The sequence below is a fragment of the Clostridium sp. JNZ X4-2 genome (assembly GCF_054889485.1).
Genome location: NZ_CM142685.1, coordinates 3215469 through 3239414, shown reverse-complemented (window position 1 = coordinate 3239414; position 23946 = coordinate 3215469). Strand labels below are relative to the sequence as shown.

Genomic DNA, 23946 nt, shown 5'->3' with positions numbered 1-23946 from the left:
TTAAAATACAGCTTATATTATTAAGCTAAAGTAAACTATTACCCATATGAGTTGAATAGCTAATAATTAGATGATATAATTTATAATGCATGAATTTTTATAAAATTTAACGTGGTGAGGATGAAAAAAATGAAACTTTTTCAAAAAATATTTGGATCATACAGTGAGCGAGAAGTAAAAAGAGTTATCCCTATAGCAGATAAAATAGATAGCATGGATTTAATAATGAAGAAATTAACTAATGAGGAACTTAAAGCTAAAACAGCTGAATTTAAGGATAGAATTTCTAAAGGTGAGTCTTTGGATTCAATACTGCCTGAAGCTTTTGCAGTTGTTAGAGAAGCAGGATATAGGAATATAGGTTTAAAACAGTATAAAGAGCAGTTAATAGGTGGAATAGTGCTGCATCAAGGAAGGATATCGGAGATGAAAACTGGTGAAGGTAAAACATTGGTTGCCACTGCACCAGCTTATTTAAATGCCCTTACAGGTAAAGGCGTGCATATAATTACAGTAAATGACTACCTTGCAAAAAGGGACAGAGATTCTATGGCACCAATATATGAAGCATTGGGCCTTAAAGTAGGTGTAATTTTACATGACATGGATCAGGCTCAGAGACAGGAAGCTTATAATTGTGATATAACCTATGGAACAAACAGTGAATTTGGTTTTGATTATTTGAGGGACAATATGGTTATATATAAAGAAGAAAGAGTTCAGAGAGGATTGAACTTTGCCATAGTGGATGAGGTTGACTCAATTTTAATTGATGAAGCAAGAACACCGCTTATTATTTCAGGAGAGGGCGAAAAGTCAACTGAATTCTATAATGTAGCAGACAGTTTTGCAAAATCCCTGCAAAAAGAGGATTACACTGTAGATGAAAAGGCAAATGCGGTAATACTTACGGATACAGGTGTAAAGAAAGCCGAAGATTTCTTCCATTTTGACAATTATGCAGATCCGGAAAATATGGAAATACAACATTACGTGGTTCAGTCCTTAAAGGCCAATTATATAATGAAGAGAGATAAGGACTACATGGTAAAAAACGGTGAAGTATTAATAGTAGATGAATTCACAGGAAGAATGATGGAGGGAAGAAGATATAGTGATGGACTTCATCAGGCTATAGAAGCCAAAGAGGGAGTCAAGGTTGAGAGGGAATCTAAAACTCTGGCCACTATTACATATCAGAATTATTTTAGGATGTTCAACAAGTTATCAGGTATGACGGGTACTGCCCAGACTGAGGAAAATGAATTTAGGGAAATATATGAGCTGGATGTAATAGCTATACCTACCCATGAACCGGTTATAAGAAAGGATTTGCCGGACATAGTCTATAAAAATGCCAAGGGGAAATTTAAGGCTATAGCCGATGAAATATATGAAACATATAAAAAAGGCCAGCCGGTGCTTGTAGGTACGGTAAGTATAGAAAAGTCCGAACTGCTTTCAGATATGCTTAAGAAGAGAGGAGTTCCACATCAAGTTTTAAATGCAAAGTTTCATGAAAAAGAGGCAGATATAATTTCTCATGCAGGCGAAAAGGGAACTATTACCATAGCAACTAATATGGCTGGACGTGGTACGGATATAAAACTTGGTAAAGGCGTAGTTGCCCTAGGGGGACTCAAGATAATAGGTACGGAAAGGCATGAATCCAGACGAATTGACAACCAGCTTAGAGGACGTTCAGGTCGTCAGGGAGATCCAGGAATGTCGAGATTTTATGTATCTCTTGAGGATGATCTTATGAGAATATTCGGATCAGACAGACTTCAGGGCATAGTTGAAAAATTAGGCCTTAAAGATGATGAGGCTATAGAGAGCAAAATGGTTAGCAACGCTATAGAAAATGCCCAGAAGAAAGTAGAAGGAAACAATTTTGACATAAGAAAAACACTGCTTCAATATGACGATGTAATAAATAAACAGAGAGAAATTATATATAGACAGAGATCTCAGGTTCTTGAAGGTGAGGATTTGAGAGAAGATATGCTGAACATGATAAAAGATATGGTATCTTCTATCGTGGATTCTCATATATCTGGTGTAGAAGAGGACTTTGAAGATGAAATAGCAAAGTTAATTGACTATATGGAAGAAGTGTATATACCTAAGGGTTCTGTTAAAGAAGAAGACATTATCAATCTTGCCAATGAAGAAATTAAAGCTAAATTTACAGACATAGGTGTAAAGATTTATGAAGAAAAAGAAAGAGAATTTACTCCAGAGCAGATGAGGGAAATTGAGAGGGTCATTCTGCTGAGGGTCGTTGATACAAGATGGATGGATCATATAGATGACATGGAGCATTTAAAGAGGGCTATTGGACTGAGGGCTTACAGGCAGCAGGAGCCTGCTCAGGCATATCAATTTGAAGGCAGCGAAATGTTTAATGAAATGATCTACAACATCAAGGTGGATACTATAAAGTATTTGCTTCATGTTCAAATAGAGAGAGCACCGGAAAGAGAGAGAGTGGCTAAAAATTTGAGCACCAATCAACAGGAAGACAGTGTGGTAAAGAAAAGACCTGTAAGAAAGGAAAAGACTGTAGGAAGAAATGATCCTTGTCCTTGCGGCAGTGGGAAAAAATATAAAAATTGCTGTGGAAGAACTGCCTAAAATTGTAAATACATGATGGAGAGTGATTAAATGATATTTCAGCTGGAAGAAAGTTTGAATAAGTTAGACGGTTTAGAACAAAATATAACACAAATAAGGGATTCACTTTGACATAGAAGGTTCTAAAAATAGAATAGAAGAGCTTCAAATGAAAATGCAGGAAGCTGGTTTCTGGGATGATTCTCAAAAGGCACAAAAAATATCCACTGAAGAAAAAAATTTAGAGAATAAACTCAGTGAGTACAATAATTTATTGCAGAGGATAGAAGATGCCCGGGTTTTAATTGAAATTGCATCGGAAGATGAGAGTATTTTGCTTAAGGACATTGTAAATGAAATAAAAGATATTGAATTTAACATAGAAAAATTTAAAACGGAAATACTTTTATGCGGTGAGTATGATAAAAATAATGCCATACTAAATTTACATGTAGGTGTTGGAGGAAAGGATGCACAGGATTGGACGGAAATGCTCCTCAGGATGTATACAAGATGGGCAGAAAAAAAAGGTTATAAAATTGAAACTCTGGATATACTTCAAGCTGACGATGCAGGAATAAAAAGTGTTACACTGAGGATTATGGGGGAATTTGCCTACGGGTATTTAAAGTCTGAGAAAGGAATTCATCGTCTGGTTAGGATATCCCCCTTTAATGCCAATGGGAAAAGACAGACCTCTTTTACATCAGTGGAAGTGCTTCCTGAGCTTACAGATAGCCAGGATATAAATATAAGGCCGGAGGATCTAAAAGTTGATACCTACAGATCTTCCGGTGCAGGTGGACAGCATGTAAATAAAACTGAATCTGCGGTGAGAATAACTCATATACCTACGGGCATAATTGTACAGTGCCAAAATGAAAGAAGTCAGCATTATAATAAAGAACAGGCTCTGAGAATGTTAAAGTCAAAACTGGTGGAGCTAAAGGAAAGAGCACATAAAGATAAGATAGAGGATTTAACAGGAGAACTGAAGGACATGGGATGGGGAAGCCAGATAAGATCCTACGTATTTCATCCCTATACCCTTGTAAAGGATCATAGGACAGGTGTAGAAACCGGAAATATATCTTCTGTAATGGATGGGAACATAGATGATTTTATAAAAGAGTATTTACAACAGCAGGCAAATAGATAAAATTAAGATACTGTCCGATGATAAAAATCTGACAGTATCTTAATTTTAAATATTTACGAAAGGATTGTAATAATATGGGTACTAGAATAAAATTTAAGGGCACCTTTGTTTCTCTTAACCACAGGGATTTCAGGTACTTTTTATCAGGACAATTTCTCTCACTTATGGGAACTATGATTCAGAATACGGCTTTAAGCTGGTATGTCTATAAAATAACTAATTCTCCTTTCTTACTTGGACTTATAGGTGTGTTTCAATATGCTCCCGTACTTTTGATAACACTTTTAAGCGGTGTCATAGTGGAAAGACATCCAAAGAAAAATATTCTTCTTATAACTCAGGTGTGTTATATGGTTCAGGCTTTTACCTTGAGTTTTTTTGTATATAGCGGTGATAACAAATACTGGATACTTGCAGCGCTGGCTGCTGTAAATGGAATTATAACAAGTTTTGACATGCCTACAAGGCAGTCCTTTTTTATTGAACTTGTGGGAAAAAGTGATTTACCCAATGCAATATCACTAAATTCCACTATATTTAATATGTCACGTATAATTGGGCCTGCAGCAGCGGGAATACTTATGGATGATTTTGGAGTGCTTCAGTGCTTTCTGATAAATGCTTTTAGCTTCATACCTGTAATATATGGTGTAGTTAAAATAAAGACCAAAGGTAATCCTGTAGTTAAGAATAAAAAATCCAGCCTGTTTAGGGATCTGAAAGACGGTATAATATATACAATGAATAAGAGAATAATTGTATCTACCATGTTTATAATGGCTATAGTATGTACTTTTGCATTTAACAGCAATGTTATTGTGCCTGTTTTTGCAAAAGAAGTGATGAATGGCAGTTCTAAAGTCTATAGTTTACTTCTAAGCCTTATAGGACTAGGATCTCTTTTTGGAGCCATGTTTATGGCAGGTCAGGGCAGGAGAATCAAGAATAAATACTACCTTATTATAGATTCTTTCATAATTGCCATTTTGCAGATAATAACTTTGTTTACAAGGAACTATGTATCTGTAGGCATAATTTTCATACTAATAGGATTTTTTAATCTTACATTTTTAAACAAAGCAAATACCATACTTCAATTTAATACTGAAGATGAGTATAGAGGAAGGGTAATGAGCATATATTCTCTTTTAAATATAGGAAGCACCCCTCTTGGGAGTGCCTTTGCAGGTATAGTAATGGAAAGATTCGGTGGGAAATTTGGATTTTTCAGCTGTGGTTTAGCCATATTTTTAGTCACTATTGGCATAGTGTTTTTTATTCAATCCAGAAAAAATCATTTAAAAACTTCTGCTAATACATAGCTTTGATACTATAATCAGGCTTATGAGGGATAGTATAAATAAATTGCGGCAATATAAAACATAGAAATTATCTTTAAAAGCATAATTTTTAATTTCTTTTGAGACCATGTCAAAACATCTGTCTATGGATTGTGCATTTATATACCGTTCCTTATCTTTGGGGGTATGGATTTTTGACATATCCTCATCTGACAGGGTTACAGCATCTATATTATAAGCTCTGAAATATTCATGGTCACTGCAGTTTTCAAAGGTATATTTAAAGTCCACTTTGTTTTTGCGGCATAAATTAGCTATTTCATTTATAAAATTTGAGTTTTTTGTATCCCATTTGCCCCCCATTATAGTAAGTGGTATCTTTTTATTGCTTCCTATCATGTCAAAATTTATTACTTTACTTCCTTTTAAATCATTTGAATATTTTTGGACAAATTCTTTTGAACCCAGACATCCAAATTCTTCTGCATTAAAAGATGCAATTATTATATTTCTATCTGGTCTTCCAAGAGAGTTTATATATTTTACAAGTCCAAGTAAAAAGGAAGTGCCGGAGGCATTGTCCAGTGAACCACTGTATACTTTTCCGGATAAATCAGTACCAAGATGGTCAAAATGTGCAGATAAAACAAGAGGCGGAAGATTTGGATTTTTTCCTTTTATGTATCCTATTATATTGTATATGGAAGTTGGTTCGTTTTTGAAAGGTATAAAACAACTGATTTCACATCCTGAATCCACATATTTTTTTATATCCCGGGCAGTTTGCTTTTTTATCATTATATACATGTCCTGGCTGGAGTTTGCAATAAAGGAACTTCTGAAATTTAGATTATCATCCTCCGGATTATAGAATATAAAGTATTTGTTATCCTTATGTATTTGAAAGTTGTTCCCTCTTTCCATGAGAATATCAGCTTTTTTAAAAGATATGTTATTGTCTTTAAAATTTAACATGTCCTCTTTATAATCCACACCGTATTTATATTGTTTTACTATGAAACCATTTTTATCCAGAACTTTCAGGTAGGGTGTGCCAGCTGTTCTTTTGGGATAAAGAACATTAAAGCCTTCCAGATAGCTGCCTTTATATGGAGTAAGGTGCTGACTTTCAAAATAGTTTTTTATAAACGTAACTGCTTCGTAGTTTTCCAAAGTTCCGGCAAGTCTGCCTTTAAATGAGTCAGAAGATAAATAGGATATGTTGTCTTTCACCTCATTTGAATTCATGGGAGTTATAAAATAGCAGTATTGAAAGCTTAATGAGCAGATTAAGCACAATACAGTCAGGAGTAAATGCAGTATGAAATTTTTCATTATAAATAAATCCCTTCAATTAATGTCTTTATAAATATATTAATTTGCCAAAATGTATATAACTGTTGTAATATATTTTTAGCCATATTATTTCAAACAAAAAGATATCAGGAGGAAAACATGGATAATATAATAAATACATTGGCTTTAGAGCTGGATGTAAATAAAAAATACATAAATAATGTAATTGAGCTTTTAGATTCGGGTAACACAGTACCCTTTATAGCCAGATATAGAAAAGAGCTCACTGGAAGCATGAGTGATGTGATCTTAAGAAAGCTTGAGGAAAGGCTTACATATCTTAGAAACCTTAAAACCAGAAAGGAAGATATAATAAGAATAATAGGAGAGCAGAATAAACTTACAGAAGACTTAAAAAAATCAATAGAAAAATCCACCACCCTTACAGAGGTTGAAGACATATACAGACCTTACAAACCTAAAAAAAGAACCAGAGCTATTATTGCAAAACAAAAGGGACTGGAACCACTTTCAAAAGTCATTTTAAGCGGAGACTTTAAAGAGGATATAAAACAATATGCAAAACAGTTTATAAATGAAGAAAAGGGGGTAAAGTCAGCAGATGAGTCACTGGATGGTGCTGTAGATATAATAAGTGAAATTATTTCAGACAACGCTCAGTATAGAAAGTGGATAAGGAAATTTGTCCATGACAGCGGCATAATTGAAACCAGAGGTGAAAGCAAGGAACCAACACCCTATGAAATGTATTATGATTATAGAGAGGCTGTAAAGTCCATTCCTGCCCATAGAATACTTGCAATAAACAGAGGAGAAAAGGAAAAGGTTTTATCCGTAAAAATAATCTGTGATATGGACAATATAATTATCTATCTGAAAAATCAATGCCTGAAAGGCAACAGTATAACTGATACATATATAGAAAAAAGTGTGGAAGATTCTCTGAAAAGGCTTATTTATCCCTCTATTGAAAGAGAAATAAGATCAGAACTTACAGACAAGGGAGAAGAAGGGGCAATAAAAATATTTAAGGCAAATTTAAAGGCTCTTTTAATGCAGCCTCCTATAAAAGGCAAAAATGTACTTGGCTATGATCCCGGATTTAGAAATGGATGTAAGATTGCGGTATTGGATGATACAGGCAAGCTGCTTGATACTGCCATAGTTTATGCCACTGCACCTCAAAATGACATAGAAGGTTCCATAAGAAAACTTAAAGACTTAGTCTATAAATGTAATGTGGATGTAATATCCCTTGGGAATGGAACTGCCAGCAGGGAATCTGAAGAAGTCATTGGCAGGCTCATAAAAGAAGTAAAGGAAGAGAAAGATAAAGAACTTTATTATGTAATAGTATCTGAAGCAGGAGCTTCTATTTACTCTGCATCTGAACTTGCAGCAAAGGAATATCCGGACATAAACGTATCTCTGAGAGGGGCCATATCCATAGGCAGAAGGCTCCAGGATCCGCTGGCGGAACTTGTGAAGATAGATCCTAAATCCATAGGGGTAGGACAGTATCAGCACGATGTTGCTCCTAAAAAACTGGATGAATCCTTAAGGGGTGTAGTAGAAGACTGTGTAAACAGTGTAGGAGTGGATTTGAATATAGCAACACCGGCTCTTTTATCTTATATATCAGGAATAAATTCAACTATAGCAGCTAATATTGTGGCTTATAGAGAGGAAAATGGAAAATTTAAAAACAGGAAAGAGCTTTTAAAGGTGAAAAGGCTTGGAGACAAGGCATTTGAGCAGTGTGCCGGATTTTTGAGGGTAATGGAAAGCAGCGATCCTTTAGACAACACCTCGGTGCATCCAGAATCCTATGATGCAGCAAGAGGACTCCTGGAGACCATTGGTTATACTGCAGAAGATCTTAAAAAGTCAGGCATTTCCCATATAGATGACCGGGTTGAGAAAGTGGGAATGGGAACTCTTTCTGAAAAGCTGCAGGTAGGTATACCTACCCTGGAAGATATAATAAAGGAAATAAAAAAACCAGGGAGAGATCCAAGGGAGGAACTTCCAAAACCAGTGCTTAAAACTGGTATTGTAGATCTTAACCAGCTGAAACCTGGAATGGTGCTTACAGGTACAGTTAGAAATGTAGCTGATTTTGGCGCCTTTGTGGATATTGGAGTACATCAGGATGGTCTGGTGCATATAAGTCAGCTTTCTGATAAATTTGTAAAACATCCCCTTGATGTAGTACAGGTGGGAGATATTGTACAGGTAACCGTACTTGATGTTGATGAAAAGAGAAAGAGGATTTCTCTCAGTATGAAATAAATGGAACAAGGGTTAAGTGTATACCATAGATAAAAATAGGATTTAGTGCATTTTAAACACTAAATCCTTTAATGAATATAATCTTCCCTAATGAAGGGACTTTTCAAAAACCTCTTTTATGATTTCCTTGGATGGAACTCCCTCATGAATTTTAGTATTTCCCACAAAATATGTAGGTACATAATAATAGTCATATTTCTTAGCTATTTCAGGCTGCTTTTCTTCGTCAATTATTTCTACATCTACATTTTTATATTCGGGAGTTTTGCTCTGAAGTTCATTCATCCATGAAAGTGCCTGTTTACAATAGGGACACCAGCTTGTAACAAACATGTGTACAGGTTTCATATTATCATCACCCAACTTTATATATTTTTCTAATATTATTTACATTTTACAATTTAATTATATACCAACAGACTATATTTTTCATGATGTGATCTAAAAAACCTATTGCAATGTATAGATAAAAGTATTATAATAAATTTGAAAATTTAAAAGATAATCTTCAGGGCGGGGTGTGATTCCCCACCGGCGGTATAGCCCGCGAGCCACAAGTGGTATGATTCGGTGAAATTCCGAGGCCGACAGTAAAGTCTGGATGGAAGAAGTGAAAATATAATGTTTATTAAGCCCTGATATTCTATTTATCAGGTTTTTTTATTATGCTTATTCACCTGGTAGATTATACTCAATGTTTTAGGAGGGTGTTAACCATGAAAGGTAACAAATTAAATAGGTTGATCAAGGTGTCATTATTAGGGGTAGTAGGGTTTCTGCTTATGTTTATAGAGTTTGCCATTCCAATATTTCCATCTTTTTTGAAAGTTGATATAAGTGACCTGCCAGCTTTAATGGGTACTTTTGCATTGGGACCAGGAGCTGGAATTGCCATAGAATTTTTAAAGAACATACTTCATGGAATATTTGATGGAAAGACTGCTTTCATAGGAGAAGTTGCCAATTTTGCAGTAGGATCGGTTCTGGTTTTTACAGCAGGATATATATACAGTAAAAAGAAGACTAAAAAGTCAGCTGTGATCAGCCTGGGAGCTGGAACCATCACCATGTCCGCAGCTGCTGCGCTGTTAAATTATTTTATATTGCTTCCTCTTTATGAAAAAGTACTTAATTTCCCTATAAGTGCAATGGTAGCAGTAGCAGGAAAGATAAACGGAAGTATAACGGATTTGAATACATTGGTACTATTTGCTATTATTCCATTTAACCTGTTAAAGGGAATAGCGCTTACTGCCCTAACACTTGTCCTTTATAAAAGTGTATCTCCAATATTGAAGCAGGAGCAGATAAAAGATGGGAAACTGGCAGAAAATAAAAATTAACGGATATAATTAATAATAAGAAGATCTGGGATATTCCCGGATTTTTTTATTTATGAAATAGGGGATTTGAACGATAAATTATATATAGATTAAAGGGAAGATTTTTATAGTAAATTATAAAGGGTGATGAATTTGGCAGGAATATGGAATATAAACAGTACCTATAATGTGAACAACAGAAAGATATCCACAAAACTATCTTTTGAAATAGGAGAGAAATTTTCTGCTAGAGTTGTACAGCTGAATAAGTCCACAGGTGAAATACTTTTAAAGCTTTTAGACGGCTGGCAGTTTTCCGGAGAAATAGAAAATTTTCAAAATGTATTGGAAAATCAACTGATAAGATTGGAAGTAGAAGGATTTGAAAATGGAAAACTTAAATTAAGAATTGTGAACCCGGAACAGGAGCATAATAATGGGGACAAGAATCCCGTTAGTCTATTCATTAAAGAAAATGATTTTAATCTCAGTAATGAAGATTATGAGCTCATAGATAAAATGGTGAAGCGTGACATACCCCTTACAAAGGATAATATTTCAAATATAAAGAGTACGTTGGATTTTATAAATAAAATAAGGCAGAACCCAGAGGAAGAAGATGTGTTTATACAGAAGTATTTACTAAGTAAAAACATATCGCTTAACCATCAGGAGGGCAGTTCTATAAGCACTACCCTTAAAAGTTTTTTCAATCAGTTAAAAAGTATGAGCAGGGATGATCTGCTGACTTTTTTGGAAAACAATATGGAATTAAGTGAAAACAATATAAAAAGTTTTAACAGTGTATTTAAAAAACAGGGCACTATATATAATGAGATTAAAAATCTAGGACAGCTTTTACCAAAGCAGATTGTCCAGCAGAATATATTGGAAAATGTCCAATTGCAGAATGAAGCTGAAAATGCCTTAAATAGTTTAAAAGAAAACAATATGGATAGTACTGATAAAAACAGCGTGAATGTTAATAAAAACCAACCAGCCATACAGCAAAGCGGAGAAAACAATGGCAGTGTGAAAACTGATATTTTAAAAAAATCGGCAGATAATCAAGAAATTCATGAGGTGAAAGACTTAAAGGGTGATGGAACTTTAAAAGGAGGGGAAGCCTTAAAAAGTGGCGAGGTGACTTTGAAAGGAGAAAGCAGCATAAAAAATAAACCCATTGAAACGGGTGATGACACACAGATATATAAAAACATCCCGGAGGACAACAGGCAGAAAAATATGGGGAAAGATCATTTAGGCAGTATTTTGACTTCTCTTGTAAAAGACAAAATCATACCTCATATTTCTCATGGCAACAGCATGATAAAACAAAACGATATAGAGCAAATTGAAAAACAGATAAAAGCTCAGGTAGATATAAAGACCAATGATATGAAAGACATCATAAGGGGAATTTTGGAACAGAAAAACAGCGGTAAGAGTGAAGCTAGTGAAGATATAGTCCGCATATTAAACAATAATATAAATGATTTCAAGATATTTAACACCATTTCCAACTCATATTATTATATGGATTTGCCTATTAACCTGAATCATGAGGATTATCAATGCAAGCTTATGATTAAAGATGAAAGAAAAAAGGGTAAAAAAATAGACTCCACAAATGTTAAAATAGCTGCTTCCATAAATACTGAAAACATGGGTGTAGTGGATGCCTATTTGGCTGTAAATAATCATGACATGGATATAGATATTAAATGCAGTAAAAAATGGCTTGGTTTATTGGACAGGGAACATAAAAAAATACTAGAGAGCTTATCAGATGTAGGTTATAATATAGATGTTAAATTTCATGAAAAAGTGGAAGAAATGAACATATCAACCTGCAGGGAATTCTTTGAGGATAATGATATAGGCATACTTAATACCAGAGTCTGATTTAATTCGTTTTTCCAGGGCCAAGACATTTTTCCCTGTACTTCATGGGCGCAGTGAAAAAATGTATCCATCCGGGGTAAGGGAAAGGAGCAAAAATGAATGAGAGAAAAAAAGCAGCGGCTTTAAAATATGAAGAGGGTTATGATGCACCTATAATTACTGCTGCAGGTATAGGCAAGATAGCGGATAATATATTGAATAAGGCAAGAGAAAGCAGTGTACCTATAGTTTATGATAAGGAGCTTGCCGATCTCTTGAGCAATATAGATATAGGGGATGATATACCTGTTGCATTATATGATGCAGTGGCGAAAGTCATAGCATATGTAATAGATATAGATAAAAATATAGGAAGGTGATTATTTGGCTTTATTTGCAATATCGGATTTACATCTGGACATGACTGGCAGCAAGCCCATGGACATCTTTGGGGATAATTGGATTGGGCATCATAAAAAGATAGAATTAAACTGGAATAATAAGATAACTTGTGAAGATACAGTACTTATAGCAGGAGATATATCCTGGTCCATGAATATAGGAAATGGTTTTTTGGACTTGGATTGGATTCATCATCTCCCCGGGGAAAAGATAATGATAAAGGGAAACCATGACTATTGGTGGACAGGAATTACAAAGTTGAATAATCTGTATGAGAATATGAATTTTATACAGAACAATTTTTTCACATATAAAGATTATGCATTGTGCGGCACCAGGGGATGGAACTGTCCTGGCAGTGAAAATTTTTCCCAGCATGATGAAAAAATATATAACAGGGAACTTATGAGAATGAGAAATTCATTGGATTCTGCTGCAGAAGCCGGATATAGTAAATTTATAATTATGATCCATTATCCGCCTATAGGTGAAAAGTTCATGAACTCGGGATTTAGGGATATATTTGAAGAGTATGGAGTGGAAAAGGTTATATATGGGCATCTTCATGGAGAAGCTTCTTTAAAGGCTGTAACAGGAATTTTAAACGGAGTGGAGTATATATTGACTTCTGCAGATTATATAGATTTTGATCCCAGAAAAATAATATGCAAATGAGTTTTGTCCTGTCTTGTAGCCTGAATTTTTCGGTTGTGGAGATTCCTAGACATATTGTATAATCTCTATTATCAAGCATATAAATTTGTAATATAAGCTAGATCTTGTTATTGTTATATCAAAAATTCAGAGAAAATCATAGTTTTGTTGCTTTCCATATTCTTGATATAATAGTATTATTGTACTATGTCATTAATTTTATAATATCTGTTAGGGGTGATTTATGTGGCAATAAGAGAATGGAAAACATTTTTACTACCATATAATCAAGCTGTTGAGGAGCTTAAAGTAAAATTTAAAAGCATAAGAAAAGAGTACAGAAGAAAAAATGAATATTCGCCAATAGAGTTTATTACAGGAAGAGTAAAGGAAATATCCAGCATATTGGAGAAGGCAACTAAGTTTAACATACCATTAGACAGGATAGGATATGAAATGGAAGATATAGCAGGCATTAGAATAATGTGTCAGTTTGTAGATGACATAGAAAAGGTGGTCAATATAGTAAGAAACAGAAAAGACATGCAGATAATGTATGAGAAGGACTATATTACTGATGTAAAAGAAAGTGGTTACAGAAGTTATCATATGGTAATTAAATATCCCGTCAATATGTCGGATGGAGAAATAGAAATACTGGCTGAATTTCAAATAAGGACCTTAGCCATGAATTTTTGGGCTACGGCAGAACATTCTCTGAATTATAAATATAAACATGATATACCGGATGCAATTAAACTGAAACTTAAAAGTGCAGCTGATGCTGCATTTCAACTTGACAAACAAATGCTTGAAATTAAGGATGAAATAAAAGATGCCCAGAAGTTGTTTGAAGTAAAGTCCAGTTTGGTTTCGGATATAATGAACAATATACTGACTTTGTCATCCATGGGTAAATTAGCCGAAGCTACCAGGTATCAGGTACAATTAAACAGATTGACCGAAGAAGGGGAAGTTTTTGAACTGGTAAATTTATTACGTTCCACAGAAAAACTGCTGCAGATTTACAGATAATAGTAAACTTATACTGAGGTAATGAGGGGGAGCTCAGAACTGAATATGATAAGCGGACAGTTAAAATGAGCTGCCCGCTGTTATTGTATTATTTTGCAACTATATTTACAAGTCTTCCCTTTACTACTATGACTTTCTTTAAATCTTTACCTTTCAGCAAAGGTTTCACATTGTCATTTGAAAGAGATAATTCCTTTATTTCTTTTTCATTTAAATTTGTAGGTATATTTATCTTGGCTTTTATCCTGCCGTTTATTTGAATAGCTATTTCCACTTCATCTTTTATAAGTGCATCAGCATTGAATTCAGGCCATTTTTGATTGAATATGGAGTATTCCATGCCCATATTACACCATTGTTCTTCTGAAAAATGGGGAGCAAAGGGAGCCAGGATCTTTATAAAGTCAAGTATGCTGTCTTTTAAAAAGGACAGATTTTTTTTATCCTCCTGGATGTACCTGGAAAGCCCATTTGTAAACTCCATAATTCTGGCAATAGCAGTATTAAACTGAAATTTAGCAGTATCTTCCGATACGGATTTTATTGCAAAATTCCTTATATAATTTAATTCTCTTTCCGCATTATCCATGGAGGTTTTATTGCCATCTTTATTTTTAAGGGCATCCTTTGTTGAATTAATAAGTCTTTCTATTCTATCTATGAATCTATTCATGGACTTGATTCCGTCTTCACTCCAGGCGCCGCCTTCGGAGTAATCAAAGCCGAACATCAGATACATTCTAAACACATCTGATCCGTATTGCTGTATACAGCTGTCAGGAGATATGGTATTGCCCTTGGATTTACTCATTTTCTGACCATCAGGCCCAAGTATTATGCCCTGATGTCTTAAAGACAGGAAGGGTTCATCAAAGTTTAAAAAGCCCATGTCTCTAAGTGCTTTAGTGATAAATCTGGCATACAGGAGATGCATACATGCATGTTCAGGTCCGCCTACATACATATCTACAGGAAGCATTTTATCTATCTTATCTTTATCAAAAGCCTTTGTACTGTTTTTATTATCGGCATATCTCAAGTAATACCAGGAAGAGCATACAAAGGTATCCAGGGTGTCAGCCTCTCTTCTTGCAGGCCCTCCGCAGTGGGGACAGGTGGTGTTTATAAATTCCTTTGATTTTAAAAGAGGAGATTTCCCATCAGGGGAAAATTCCACATTGTAAGGGAGTTCTACTGGAAGTTGATCCTCTGGTACCGGGACTATTCCGCATTTTTCACAATAAACTACTGGAATAGGAGTTCCCCAGTACCTCTGCCTTGATACCAGCCAGTCCCTCAGCCTGTAATTTACTTTTCCGGAACCCAGGCCAATTTTCTCCAGTTCCTCGGTTACGGCCTTTTTACCATCTACGGTGGACAATCCATTGAATTTACCACTGTTAATCATCTTGCCATATTGTACATATGGAAGGGAATCTCCTCCAGCTATAACTCTTTCAATAGGCAATTTATATTTTGTAGCAAATTCAAAATCTCTTTCATCATGGGCTGGAACTGCCATTACGGCACCAGTACCGTAAGTGCTGAGTACATAATCTCCTACCCATATAGGAACCTTTCTCCCATTTATAGGATTTACAGCATAAGAACCAGTGAATACACCGGTTTTTTCTCTTGTAATTGACTGTCTCTCAATCTCAGTCTGTTTTTTAGCCAGTTCTTTATATTTTTCCACCTTGTCTCTGTAGGCTTCTTTAGTTATTTTATCAACCAGGTTGTTTTCAGGAGATATAACTACATAGGTAACACCAAACAGGGTATCAACCCTTGTTGTAAATACACTGAATTCTATGGCAGAATCTACTACCTTGAAGGTAACATTTGTACCTGTAGATTTGCCTATCCAGTGTCTCTGCATGGCTTTTGTTTTTGATGGCCAATCTATTTTATCCAGATCCTGGAGGAGCTCTTCTGCATAGTCAGTAATTTTAAAGAACCATTGTGTTAAATCCTTTTTAGTGACTTCAGTGCCGCAGCGCTCACAGCAGCCTTCCTTCACCTGTTCATTGGCAAGTACTGTTTTGCAGCTGGGACACCAGTTTACAGGTGCATTTTTTCTATAGGCCAATCCGTGTTTATACAGCTGTATAAATAGCCATTGGTTCCATCTATAATAATCAGGATGGCAGGTAATAACTTCATTTTCCCAGTTGAACATTGCTCCCATGGATTTAAGCTGGGTTTCCATGGTTTTAATATTTTTTTCAGTAGAATCTTTTGGGTGAATTCCAGTTTTTATAGCATAGTTTTCAGCAGGAAGGCCAAATGCATCGAATCCCATAGGTTGGAATACATTATATCCCTGCATTTTTTTTAACCTGGCCCAGGAATCTACAGGGGCATAGTTAAACCAATGACCGGCATGTAATTTGCTCCCGGATGGATAGGAAAACATCTCTAAAACATATAATTTATTATCCACATGATTCTCATCAAATTTATAAAGATTTGTCTTTTCCCATTTTTCTTGCCACTTTTTATCAACTTTAACACTGTACATAAAATCTTCTCCTTTGCTTTTAATCTCAGATAAAATTAAAAAAGCTTTTCATCTCTTAAATTTTAAGAGACGAAAAGCCAAGCTCCCGCGGTACCACTCTAATTAAACCAGTAAACTGGTTTCCCTTAAAAAATAACGGCTTTTTACCGTACCTGATTTTTTCAGATAAGCTCTTAAGGTGAGTTCATATCATCCTCACACTGTTTTTCACCTGACAACAGTTCTCTTTTAGTGGTATAAATACTACTACTCCTTCTTCAAAGCTACATATATTGGTTTATTTCACATTTTATAATATTAAGTAATACTTTGTCAAGAAATAATTTAAAAACTTATTTTAAAAAAGAACCCTTTGAATAAAGAGTTCTCTTATGGCTGCCCATGCTGGATTCGAACCAACACATGCCTGTTCCAGAGACAGGTGCCTTACCGTTTGGCTAATGGGCAACATTATGTGAATCTCAACACTCAATATTATATCATCAAAAATTTATATGTCAATAGCATAATAGAGTAAAATTTGTATTATTTAAGTCTTCTTAAGATATATTTATCTATATAATTTATAAATAGGGTTAATAGATAATCATATATCAAAAATACTATCTGTACTCCTATTATAACTATATACAGAGGAAATTTTATTTTTAAAAGCTCGGGAAAAAACAGGCTGTATATTAAAAACAGCAAAGCTATACATAAGTTAAAAAAAATCAGCTTCAATATGATTTCAAAAGGCAGTTTTCCCAATTTTTCAATATAATATTTAACAAGTCCATAAAGGCCAAAAAATATTATATAAGAGATTACTGCCATTTTAAGTCCACATATGAGCAGGGATAAGATGGAAGTGGCAGCATAAATTGTAAAGGCATTTTTCAAATCCGTAATCAATACACCCAGGGGGATAAGCAAGGAAGACAAAACCAGTAGTGAACCTTTGTTTAAAGGAACTATGCCGCTTATATACACCAGAATAACTCCAATAGTAGTTAAAAGTCCCCCTTTAGCTATATTGGAAGCGGTATTTGTTTTTTCTGCCATTTTAAAATCACCTCGTTATTTTATTAACATCCGCCGCAGTCTCCACCGCCGCAAAGACAATCCAGACAGTATAATGTAGCACAAATATTACATATGTCAGGATCTCTTCTTTGATTTCCATAATAAGGCTGTCTGTAGGAATTATTCATTCCCGATAATTTGTTGAATGCACTTTGATACTTGAAATTATTGGGTTCCAGTCTGCAGGCGGTGCTTAAATTATTATAGGCATCATTATACCAGCCCCTTCTCATATTCAAAATTCCCATTAGATAATTCCACTCGGCATCTCTTGTATTTATTCCATTAAGTGTGGACTCGGCATTTTTAAAATTACCATTGGAGATGTCATTTTCCACAGATTGATACATGGTGAAGTTGTCTCCGCTGTAGGTATTGCCATTTGTACTATTATATGTGCTGTTGGAGCCATTTTTCATCAGGTAATCATAGGCTTCATTTATTTCAGCCATCTTGCTTTCGGCCAGATCCCTCAGCGGATTGTTGTCATACTGATCAGGATGGTATTTTTTAGCCAGATTTCTGTAAGCTTTTTTTATTTCATCTTTTGAAGCATTTTGTTTTACTCCCAGTACTTCATATGGATTTCTCATCTTTGTAAACGCCCCTTCTAAAAACTTTATCCATTTTATCTAAAAGTCCATACTGCAGTATATTGTAAAGAAGCTCCTCATTTCTTTTTACAGGAAGTTCATTGAAAGCATTCATGCACTGTGCAGCACATATGCCCAAAATAAAATCTATCCTGGGTTCTACTTCTTTGGAGAATTCTTTGAAATGCAGATTTTTACAGTTAAAACAGTGCTCTATGGCGTTGAATTTTTCATGATACATGTCTGTATTCAAATCATCCAGTGCATCTATAATATATATCCATTTTCCCAGATTATATCCGAGAGAATATATCTTATCCTTAAATTCCCCATCTTTAAAAGAACTCAGTATAAAACCTGTAAGTTCTCCAAAAGGATGTGCCAGTACGTCTATGGACTTATTTTTCGAATTCTTTTCAAGATCGTATAAATTTTTGAGTTTACAGCTCATGTATGTGAAGTTTTTCTTGAAATTCTCCGGCATTTTGTTCAGATATCTTTTTAAGTAAAACGAAAGTATCCTGCTTGAAAAGGACATATCGTCGCTGGCATCGTCCAGAAGCTTGAAATAGACAAGGGATATATTGCAGAAAGCTGCATATTCCAAAGCTTTACTATCCTTTAAAATCACTTTTTTCTTCATGGGATGGAGGACACATCTTTCCTTCTCGTAGTTTTGTCTTCCATCTTCCAGAGAATCCAGAAGTATTGCCAGAAAAGTCATGTCATAGTTTAAAAAAACTCTGGGCACATTTCCAAGGTTGTGCTTTATTGATCTGCATAATCCACAATAATATGCCTTGAATTTTTCGTAATCTTTTATTTTAAGCTCCATTTTATAAGGAGTTACATAACCAAACATACATTCACCTGTTCTTGTATTTTAAACTATAGAGTATTTCATGCCTTGTGCAGTATTTCATATATGGTTTCCGAGGTGGTATCTTCCATGGAATAACCCAGTAAATTCACTATTTTAAAGAGATCTTCGTCATTTTTGGTTTCTATTTCAACGTAGGCAAAAGGACAAAAGGATTTGTCATTTATGTCAATCTCAATTAGGCTGTTCCTGTATCTGTAGCTTTCCCTGTATTTTTTTATGGACTGCAGCAATCTCAGTCCCAGAGATTTAAAAATTTTTTTCCCGGCTTCAGGATTCAATATTTCTGTTTCATTTTCTTCCATTATTTTATATGTATCCTGACTGAGCAGTTTTTTTGTAGTCATATAAAAATGTCTGGAATTATGTATTAGATCCTCCACAACCCTTATACGGGCATAACCCCTGCTGTTTATCAGTCTTCCATCTTCAAAATCATATATATAATTTATCTGATTTTCCATCTTGACCTTTAAGGCGGCAGCGCCCTTTAATTTCATGCGTATATCCTCAGGATCTATTTTTAGTATTCTGGTTTCACACTCTTCCATGAGAAAATTCATCTCCCTGCATAGAACACTACTATTGAATTATACCATAAAAACAAGCTGCAAAAAATTAATTATATGAAAATCATATATATTCCATTTGCAGAAATAGGAGACTTTCTTAAATTAAATGAAGGTCTCCTGATACATTGGGTAATGAGCTATTCTAGAGAATTTTCCGAACCCAGTACATTTTCTATTTTGTATTCCACTACTTTTTGTATGGCATCTCTTCCAGCACCCAGATATTTTCTAGGATCAAAGATTTTTGGACTGTCGCCGAAGGTTTTTCTTACAGCAGCAGTCATGCTCAATCTTAAATCCGTATCCATGTTTATTTTGCAGACTGCCATGGAAGAAGCTTTTCTGAGCATGTCTATTGGAATTCCCTTAGCACCGGCCAGGTTTCCGCCGTATTTATTGCAGGTTGCCACATCATTTTGATCTACAGATGAAGCTCCATGGAGTACTATAGGAAAATTAGGCAGTTTGTTTTGAACTTCCTCCAATATGTCAAATCTCAATTTTGGCTTGAAATTTGGCGGAAATTTATATGCTCCATGGGAAGTGCCTATGGCTATGGCCAGGGAATCTACACCTGTTTTATTCACAAAATCGGCTGCCTGGTCTGGATCCGTATATATGTGTTTGGATGCAGATACATCATCTTCAACTCCTGCCAGTACACCAAGTTCCGCCTCTACCACAACTCCATATTCATGAGCATATTTTACAACCTCTTTAGTCTTTGCTACATTTTCATCATAAGCCAAGTGTGAACCATCAAACATTACTGAAGTAAAACCTGTTTCCACACATAATTTTACAGTTTCAAAATCGGGACCGTGATCCAGATGAAGAGCAAGATCAATTCCTGTTTCTTCTATAGCTGCATCTACCATTGCCTTTAAGTATTTTGGCCCTGCGTATTTTATTGCACCTGCTGAACACTGTAAAATTACAGCGGAATTTTTAGCTTTTGCTCCATTTACAACACCTTGAATTATTTCCATGTTGTTGATGTTAAAAGCACCTATTGAATACTTTCCATCATATGCTTTCTTAAACATATTTTTAGTAGTAACTAATGCCATTTGATATTCCACCTTTCAATATAAGATATTTTATAGTTACAAAAATCAATTAGCTTATTTATCTACTTTATATTATAACCTATTATTTATTATTTTCATATGATATTCAATTATTGCAGTTTAATATAAGTTATAACGGCAGTATAATATTACTATCCAATCTGAAGGCTTAGAATAAATTTTGAATATTTAACCGCTGCATTTCCAATATATGATTCAGTGAATTCTGTATTACATTTACAGATGACAGAGATTCTTCCGAATTTTTATGACTTATATGATTAATAAGTTTCCATGATTCATTGTTGATGTCTTCTATCTCATTATGATTTGAAAAAATGGATAGATTGGAGGAATATTTTTTCCAGTCTTCCATAAAGCTTTGAGAATTTTTATATGCCTCATCCCAGGAATTTGACTGAATGGATTTTTCTATTTGAATATTTGAATTTTCTAATTTTGTACATACAGTATTTAAATAATTTACTGAGAATATTATACAAAATATCATTACTACAAATATGCTGAAAGATATTATTATACTTTTCATGTAATCACGTCCTATTTATTTTTTTCTCTTAACTGATAATAAAATTTCCCTTTTGAATCCAGCATAGCTACCAGTATATCTTTTATGGAAGATACACTGTTTTTTTTCATCATCTGATTTAACCAGCTTTCATCTTTGTTTGCTATGATTAAATTTTTAAAATTCACCTTGCCATCTAACACCAGGGTTATAGGTAAGCTTTCCTGGGCAGGTTTTATCTTCAGATCTATTTTTGTTACAGGTTCAAGTTCCGTTTTGGGTATGACTGAAAGCCGGCCGCTGGTTTCAAGTATGGCATATTCTATATCCGATAAATTGTAATATCCCTGCATCCTCAATTCTTCCATCAAATTATTTATGTTGAATTTTTCATCCTTTAACTTCTTTAGATCCAATTTGCCTTTGTCTATCAATATACTGGGTTTGCCGCTGAAAAGTAATCTCATTTTTTCACTTTTAAGCTGAAACAGCGCCAGCAGAGACTGCAGTGTTAGAAGAGTTATTATGGGTATTACTCCATGAGTTATGGATATCCTCGTATCCTGCATTGGCAGAGAAGCCAGTTCTGATATCATTATTGCTATGGCCAATTCAAAAGGTTCCATTTCTCCTATTTGTTTTTTGCCCATAAGTCTCATGGATACTACTACAAGCAAATATAATACAATTGTTCTAAAAAGCACTGTAAACATAAAATACCACCTTTCAAGTTATATACTGTTAAATTTTTATACTTACTTATATTCTTACATTAATACGAAAAAATATGAGTAAAACAAGAACATTTACAAGTAAATATGAAGTATAATAATAATGACACTAAGTTAGGGGGATGAATTTATGGATAAGCTGATTACTAGTTTAAGGTACAAGGATATTGATACCTTCAGCAGCAGGAAAGATTGCATGTTATATCTTAAATTGGGATTTAAAAATGTTCAAGTCAAATATAATACCATTTTATACAAGGTATTTAAAGACAATTATCAGCCGCAGGATATACCTGTAGTATTGGCCAAAGTAAATGGAGAATATTTTGAGCTTACCAGTCAATTAAAGGAATCTGGAAGTTTTGAAATTGTAGATATAAGAGATACCCTTGGGAATAAGACCTATGTGAGAACTCTTCAATTTGTACTCATTAAGTCTGTATATGACTTATTTCCCCATGCAAAGGTAACTATAGAGCACTCTTTGAGCAAGGGAATATTTGGAGAAATTCATAAAGATACTCCACTTTCAGAAAAAGATATAAAGAGAATAAGTAATAGAATGAGAGATATAATAAAATTGGACATACCTATAAAAAAAATAGGCATGGATAGGAAGAAAGCCATAGAAATTTTTAAGGGATATAAGATGGAGGACAAGATAAGACTTTTAAATCATGTAAATACAGAAGAAGTAAAATTATATGAATTAGACGGAAGATATGATTATTTTTATGGTTCCATGGCTTTTTCTACAGGGGTACTCAAGGTTTTTGATCTTATGTACTATAAACCCGGTTTTATACTAAGATATCCTGTAGAAGACCATCCATATCATCTTCCTAAATTTGTAGAATATAAAAAATTAAGCAGAATATTTTATGAAACGGAACAATGGGGAAATATATTGGACGTGGGGGATGTGGGTTCTCTAAATAACAAGGTGGAAAGCGGGGAAATTGTAGATATTATAAGAGTGGCGGAGGCTCTTCATGAAAAGAAAATAGCAAATATAGCTGATATGATAAGTGAAAGAAAAGATGTAAAAATTGTATTGATTGCAGGCCCCAGTTCCTCGGGAAAAACTACCTTTGCAAAAAGACTTGCAGTTCAGTTGAGGGTAAACGGCATTAAACCAGTCCCCATTTCATTGGATGATTATTTTGTAAATAGAGAATATACCCCAAAGGATGAAAATGGAAATTACGACTTTGAATCCATATATTCCCTGGATTTAAAACTTTTTAATTCGCATCTGGAAGCTCTTATGAAGGGAAGGGAAATTGAAATTCCAGTGTTTAATTTTAAAAAGGGGGCCAGGGAGTGGATTGGCAAAAGGATAAAGCTGCCACAAAATGGTGTAATTATAATTGAAGGGATACATGGCCTGAATGAAGTTCTTACTTCTGCTATTCCGAGAAAAAATAAATTTAAAATATATATAAGCGCTCTCACCCAGTTAAATGTGGATAATCATAATAGAATAGCCACCACTGATGTGAGAATTATAAGAAGAATAGTGAGAGATTATCATTTTAGAGGCTATAGTGGTGAAGATACTCTAAAGATGTGGCCTTCTGTAAAAAGGGGTGAAGAAAAAAATATTTTTGTATTTCAGGAAAATGCGGATGTGATGTTTAATTCCACATTAGTGTATGAACTCTGTGTATTGAAGAACTATGCACTTGAAGAACTGGAAAAAATAAAAAGCTCCAGTCCGGTATATTACGAATCTTTAAGACTTAGAAGTTTTCTTCACTTTTTTAAAGATGTAGATAAAAAGTTTGTACCCCGCAATTCCATTTTAAGAGAATTTATGGGGGGAAGCGAGTTTGAGGATGAATAGTTTATAAATTATAGTTAATAGTTTTAGGTTAGCAGTTCACGGTGATATGTGAACTGTTAGTTATTTTTAAACTCTTATGAACAATTAGTTGAAACTTACAAGCATAATCAATATAATTAAAATCAAAACAGTATTCAAATTTAATATATTTTATGTA

Annotated in this window: 20 protein-coding genes, 1 tRNA gene, 1 riboswitch and 1 other annotated feature; of the genes, 10 read left to right on the top strand and 11 right to left on the bottom strand. The window is 34.4% G+C overall.

Features of this window, described 5'->3' with window-relative positions; all coding sequences use genetic code 11:
• Positions 1-129: 129 nt before the first annotated feature.
• The 3 genes from secA (at position 130) to ACYUJ6_RS15555 (ending at position 5097) form a co-directional block, all read left to right on the top strand.
• Complete coding sequence (gene secA, locus ACYUJ6_RS15565; protein WP_461843612.1) at positions 130-2637, top strand: preprotein translocase subunit SecA; 2508 nt, start codon at positions 130-132, stop codon at positions 2635-2637.
• Positions 2638-2667: 30 nt separating this feature from the next.
• Positions 2668-3775 (top strand): peptide chain release factor 2 gene (prfB, locus tag ACYUJ6_RS15560; protein WP_461843611.1). Its coding sequence is split into 2 segments (ribosomal slippage): positions 2668-2745 and positions 2747-3775, totalling 1107 coding nucleotides; the frame shifts between segments, so codons are not numbered across the junction.
• Between the two features lie 74 nt (positions 3776-3849).
• Positions 3850-5097, top strand: a complete 1248-nt coding sequence (locus ACYUJ6_RS15555) for an MFS transporter (protein ID WP_461843610.1) — start codon at positions 3850-3852, stop codon at positions 5095-5097.
• Here ACYUJ6_RS15555 and ACYUJ6_RS15550 read toward each other — a convergent pair.
• Positions 5074-6411: a M28 family metallopeptidase gene (locus ACYUJ6_RS15550; protein ID WP_461843609.1), complete on the bottom strand. Its 1338-nt coding sequence runs from the start codon at positions 6409-6411 to the stop codon at positions 5074-5076. The two genes, ACYUJ6_RS15555 and ACYUJ6_RS15550, sit on opposite strands and share 24 nt — an antisense overlap.
• A 120-nt stretch (positions 6412-6531) precedes the next feature.
• Here ACYUJ6_RS15550 and ACYUJ6_RS15545 point away from each other — a divergent pair, with 120 nt between their 5' ends.
• On the top strand, positions 6532-8685 hold the full coding sequence (locus tag ACYUJ6_RS15545; RefSeq protein ID WP_461843608.1) for a Tex family protein: 2154 nt from the start codon (positions 6532-6534) through the stop codon (positions 8683-8685).
• An 87-nt stretch (positions 8686-8772) separates the two neighbouring features.
• Here the strand turns inward: ACYUJ6_RS15545 and ACYUJ6_RS15540 are convergent, their stop codons facing one another.
• Positions 8773-9033 carry a glutaredoxin family protein gene (locus ACYUJ6_RS15540; protein ID WP_461843607.1) on the bottom strand — a complete coding sequence of 87 codons (261 nt, stop codon included), beginning with the start codon at positions 9031-9033 and terminating at the stop codon, positions 8773-8775.
• Between the two features lie 152 nt (positions 9034-9185).
• Positions 9186-9302, top strand: a riboswitch (FMN riboswitch).
• A gap of 99 nt (positions 9303-9401) precedes the next feature.
• On the opposite strand from ACYUJ6_RS15540, the gene ACYUJ6_RS15535 reads away from it, so the two are divergent.
• The 5 genes from ACYUJ6_RS15535 (at position 9402) to ACYUJ6_RS15515 (ending at position 13982) form a co-directional block, all read left to right on the top strand.
• Positions 9402-10028: an ECF transporter S component gene (locus tag ACYUJ6_RS15535; protein WP_461843606.1), complete on the top strand. Its 627-nt coding sequence runs from the start codon at positions 9402-9404 to the stop codon at positions 10026-10028.
• Positions 10029-10154: 126 nt separating this feature from the next.
• The gene (locus ACYUJ6_RS15530) at positions 10155-11912 is read left to right on the top strand and encodes a hypothetical protein (protein WP_461843605.1); all 1758 of its coding nucleotides are present in this window, start codon (positions 10155-10157) and stop codon (positions 11910-11912) included.
• Positions 11913-12007: 95 nt separating this feature from the next.
• Complete coding sequence (locus tag ACYUJ6_RS15525) at positions 12008-12271, top strand: EscU/YscU/HrcU family type III secretion system export apparatus switch protein (RefSeq protein WP_461843604.1); 264 nt, start codon at positions 12008-12010, stop codon at positions 12269-12271.
• 4 nt (positions 12272-12275) lie between these two features.
• A complete protein-coding gene (locus tag ACYUJ6_RS15520; protein ID WP_461843603.1) occupies positions 12276-12968 on the top strand; it encodes a metallophosphoesterase in 693 nt (230 codons plus the stop codon).
• Positions 12969-13193: 225 nt separating this feature from the next.
• Positions 13194-13982, top strand: coding sequence for a GTP pyrophosphokinase (locus tag ACYUJ6_RS15515; protein WP_461843602.1), 789 nt, complete (start codon positions 13194-13196; stop codon positions 13980-13982).
• Between the two features lie 88 nt (positions 13983-14070).
• Here the strand turns inward: ACYUJ6_RS15515 and leuS are convergent, their stop codons facing one another.
• The 9 genes from leuS to ACYUJ6_RS15470 all read right to left on the bottom strand — a co-directional run bounded on the left by leuS (position 14071) and on the right by ACYUJ6_RS15470 (position 21925).
• Positions 14071-16503, bottom strand: a complete 2433-nt coding sequence (gene leuS, locus ACYUJ6_RS15510) for a leucine--tRNA ligase (protein ID WP_461843601.1) — start codon at positions 16501-16503, stop codon at positions 14071-14073.
• A 62-nt stretch (positions 16504-16565) separates the two neighbouring features.
• Positions 16566-16773: a binding site (T-box leader), on the bottom strand.
• A 102-nt stretch (positions 16774-16875) separates the two neighbouring features.
• Positions 16876-16950: transfer RNA gene (locus tag ACYUJ6_RS15505), tRNA-Gln, on the bottom strand.
• Between the two features lie 78 nt (positions 16951-17028).
• Positions 17029-17547, bottom strand: a complete 519-nt coding sequence (locus ACYUJ6_RS15500; protein WP_461843600.1) for a hypothetical protein — start codon at positions 17545-17547, stop codon at positions 17029-17031.
• Positions 17548-17570: 23 nt separating this feature from the next.
• A complete protein-coding gene (locus ACYUJ6_RS15495; RefSeq protein WP_461843599.1) occupies positions 17571-18161 on the bottom strand; it encodes a J domain-containing protein in 591 nt (196 codons plus the stop codon).
• Positions 18145-19023, bottom strand: a complete 879-nt coding sequence (locus ACYUJ6_RS15490) for a DUF5685 family protein (RefSeq protein ID WP_461843598.1) — start codon at positions 19021-19023, stop codon at positions 18145-18147. The genes ACYUJ6_RS15495 and ACYUJ6_RS15490 overlap by 17 nt, the downstream gene beginning before the upstream one ends.
• Before the next feature lie 38 nt (positions 19024-19061).
• Entirely contained in the window at positions 19062-19592 is a 531-nt protein-coding gene (locus tag ACYUJ6_RS15485) for a class IV adenylate cyclase (RefSeq protein WP_461843597.1), read from the bottom strand.
• 158 nt (positions 19593-19750) lie between these two features.
• Complete coding sequence (gene fba, locus ACYUJ6_RS15480; RefSeq protein ID WP_461843596.1) at positions 19751-20683, bottom strand: class II fructose-1,6-bisphosphate aldolase; 933 nt, start codon at positions 20681-20683, stop codon at positions 19751-19753.
• 169 nt (positions 20684-20852) lie between these two features.
• Positions 20853-21233 (bottom strand): DUF4363 family protein, encoded by a 381-nt coding sequence (locus tag ACYUJ6_RS15475; protein ID WP_461843595.1) that lies wholly within the window; start codon positions 21231-21233, stop codon positions 20853-20855.
• A gap of 11 nt (positions 21234-21244) precedes the next feature.
• Positions 21245-21925 (bottom strand): DUF421 domain-containing protein, encoded by a 681-nt coding sequence (locus ACYUJ6_RS15470; RefSeq protein ID WP_461843594.1) that lies wholly within the window; start codon positions 21923-21925, stop codon positions 21245-21247.
• Between the two features lie 214 nt (positions 21926-22139).
• Between ACYUJ6_RS15470 and ACYUJ6_RS15465 the strand changes: the two genes are divergently transcribed.
• Positions 22140-23789, top strand: coding sequence for a nucleoside kinase (locus tag ACYUJ6_RS15465; RefSeq protein WP_461845526.1), 1650 nt, complete (start codon positions 22140-22142; stop codon positions 23787-23789).
• The last annotated feature ends 157 nt before the right edge of the window (positions 23790-23946 follow it).

Coding starts and splice junctions, on each gene's coding strand:
- secA (WP_461843612.1), top strand. CDS start 130: ATGAAACTTTTTCAAAAAATATTTGGATCATACAGTGAGCGAGAAGTA.
- ACYUJ6_RS15555 (WP_461843610.1), top strand. CDS start 3,850: ATGGGTACTAGAATAAAATTTAAGGGCACCTTTGTTTCTCTTAACCAC.
- ACYUJ6_RS15550 (WP_461843609.1), bottom strand. CDS start 6,411: ATGAAAAATTTCATACTGCATTTACTCCTGACTGTATTGTGCTTAATC.
- ACYUJ6_RS15545 (WP_461843608.1), top strand. CDS start 6,532: ATGGATAATATAATAAATACATTGGCTTTAGAGCTGGATGTAAATAAA.
- ACYUJ6_RS15540 (WP_461843607.1), bottom strand. CDS start 9,033: ATGAAACCTGTACACATGTTTGTTACAAGCTGGTGTCCCTATTGTAAA.
- ACYUJ6_RS15535 (WP_461843606.1), top strand. CDS start 9,402: ATGAAAGGTAACAAATTAAATAGGTTGATCAAGGTGTCATTATTAGGG.
- ACYUJ6_RS15530 (WP_461843605.1), top strand. CDS start 10,155: ATGAATTTGGCAGGAATATGGAATATAAACAGTACCTATAATGTGAAC.
- ACYUJ6_RS15525 (WP_461843604.1), top strand. CDS start 12,008: ATGAATGAGAGAAAAAAAGCAGCGGCTTTAAAATATGAAGAGGGTTAT.
- leuS (WP_461843601.1), bottom strand. CDS start 16,503: ATGTACAGTGTTAAAGTTGATAAAAAGTGGCAAGAAAAATGGGAAAAG.
- ACYUJ6_RS15500 (WP_461843600.1), bottom strand. CDS start 17,547: ATGGCAGAAAAAACAAATACCGCTTCCAATATAGCTAAAGGGGGACTT.
- ACYUJ6_RS15495 (WP_461843599.1), bottom strand. CDS start 18,161: ATGAGAAATCCATATGAAGTACTGGGAGTAAAACAAAATGCTTCAAAA.
- ACYUJ6_RS15490 (WP_461843598.1), bottom strand. CDS start 19,023: ATGTTTGGTTATGTAACTCCTTATAAAATGGAGCTTAAAATAAAAGAT.
- ACYUJ6_RS15485 (WP_461843597.1), bottom strand. CDS start 19,592: ATGGAAGAGTGTGAAACCAGAATACTAAAAATAGATCCTGAGGATATA.
- fba (WP_461843596.1), bottom strand. CDS start 20,683: ATGGCATTAGTTACTACTAAAAATATGTTTAAGAAAGCATATGATGGA.
- ACYUJ6_RS15475 (WP_461843595.1), bottom strand. CDS start 21,233: ATGAAAAGTATAATAATATCTTTCAGCATATTTGTAGTAATGATATTT.
- ACYUJ6_RS15470 (WP_461843594.1), bottom strand. CDS start 21,925: ATGTTTACAGTGCTTTTTAGAACAATTGTATTATATTTGCTTGTAGTA.
- ACYUJ6_RS15465 (WP_461845526.1), top strand. CDS start 22,140: ATGTTATATCTTAAATTGGGATTTAAAAATGTTCAAGTCAAATATAAT.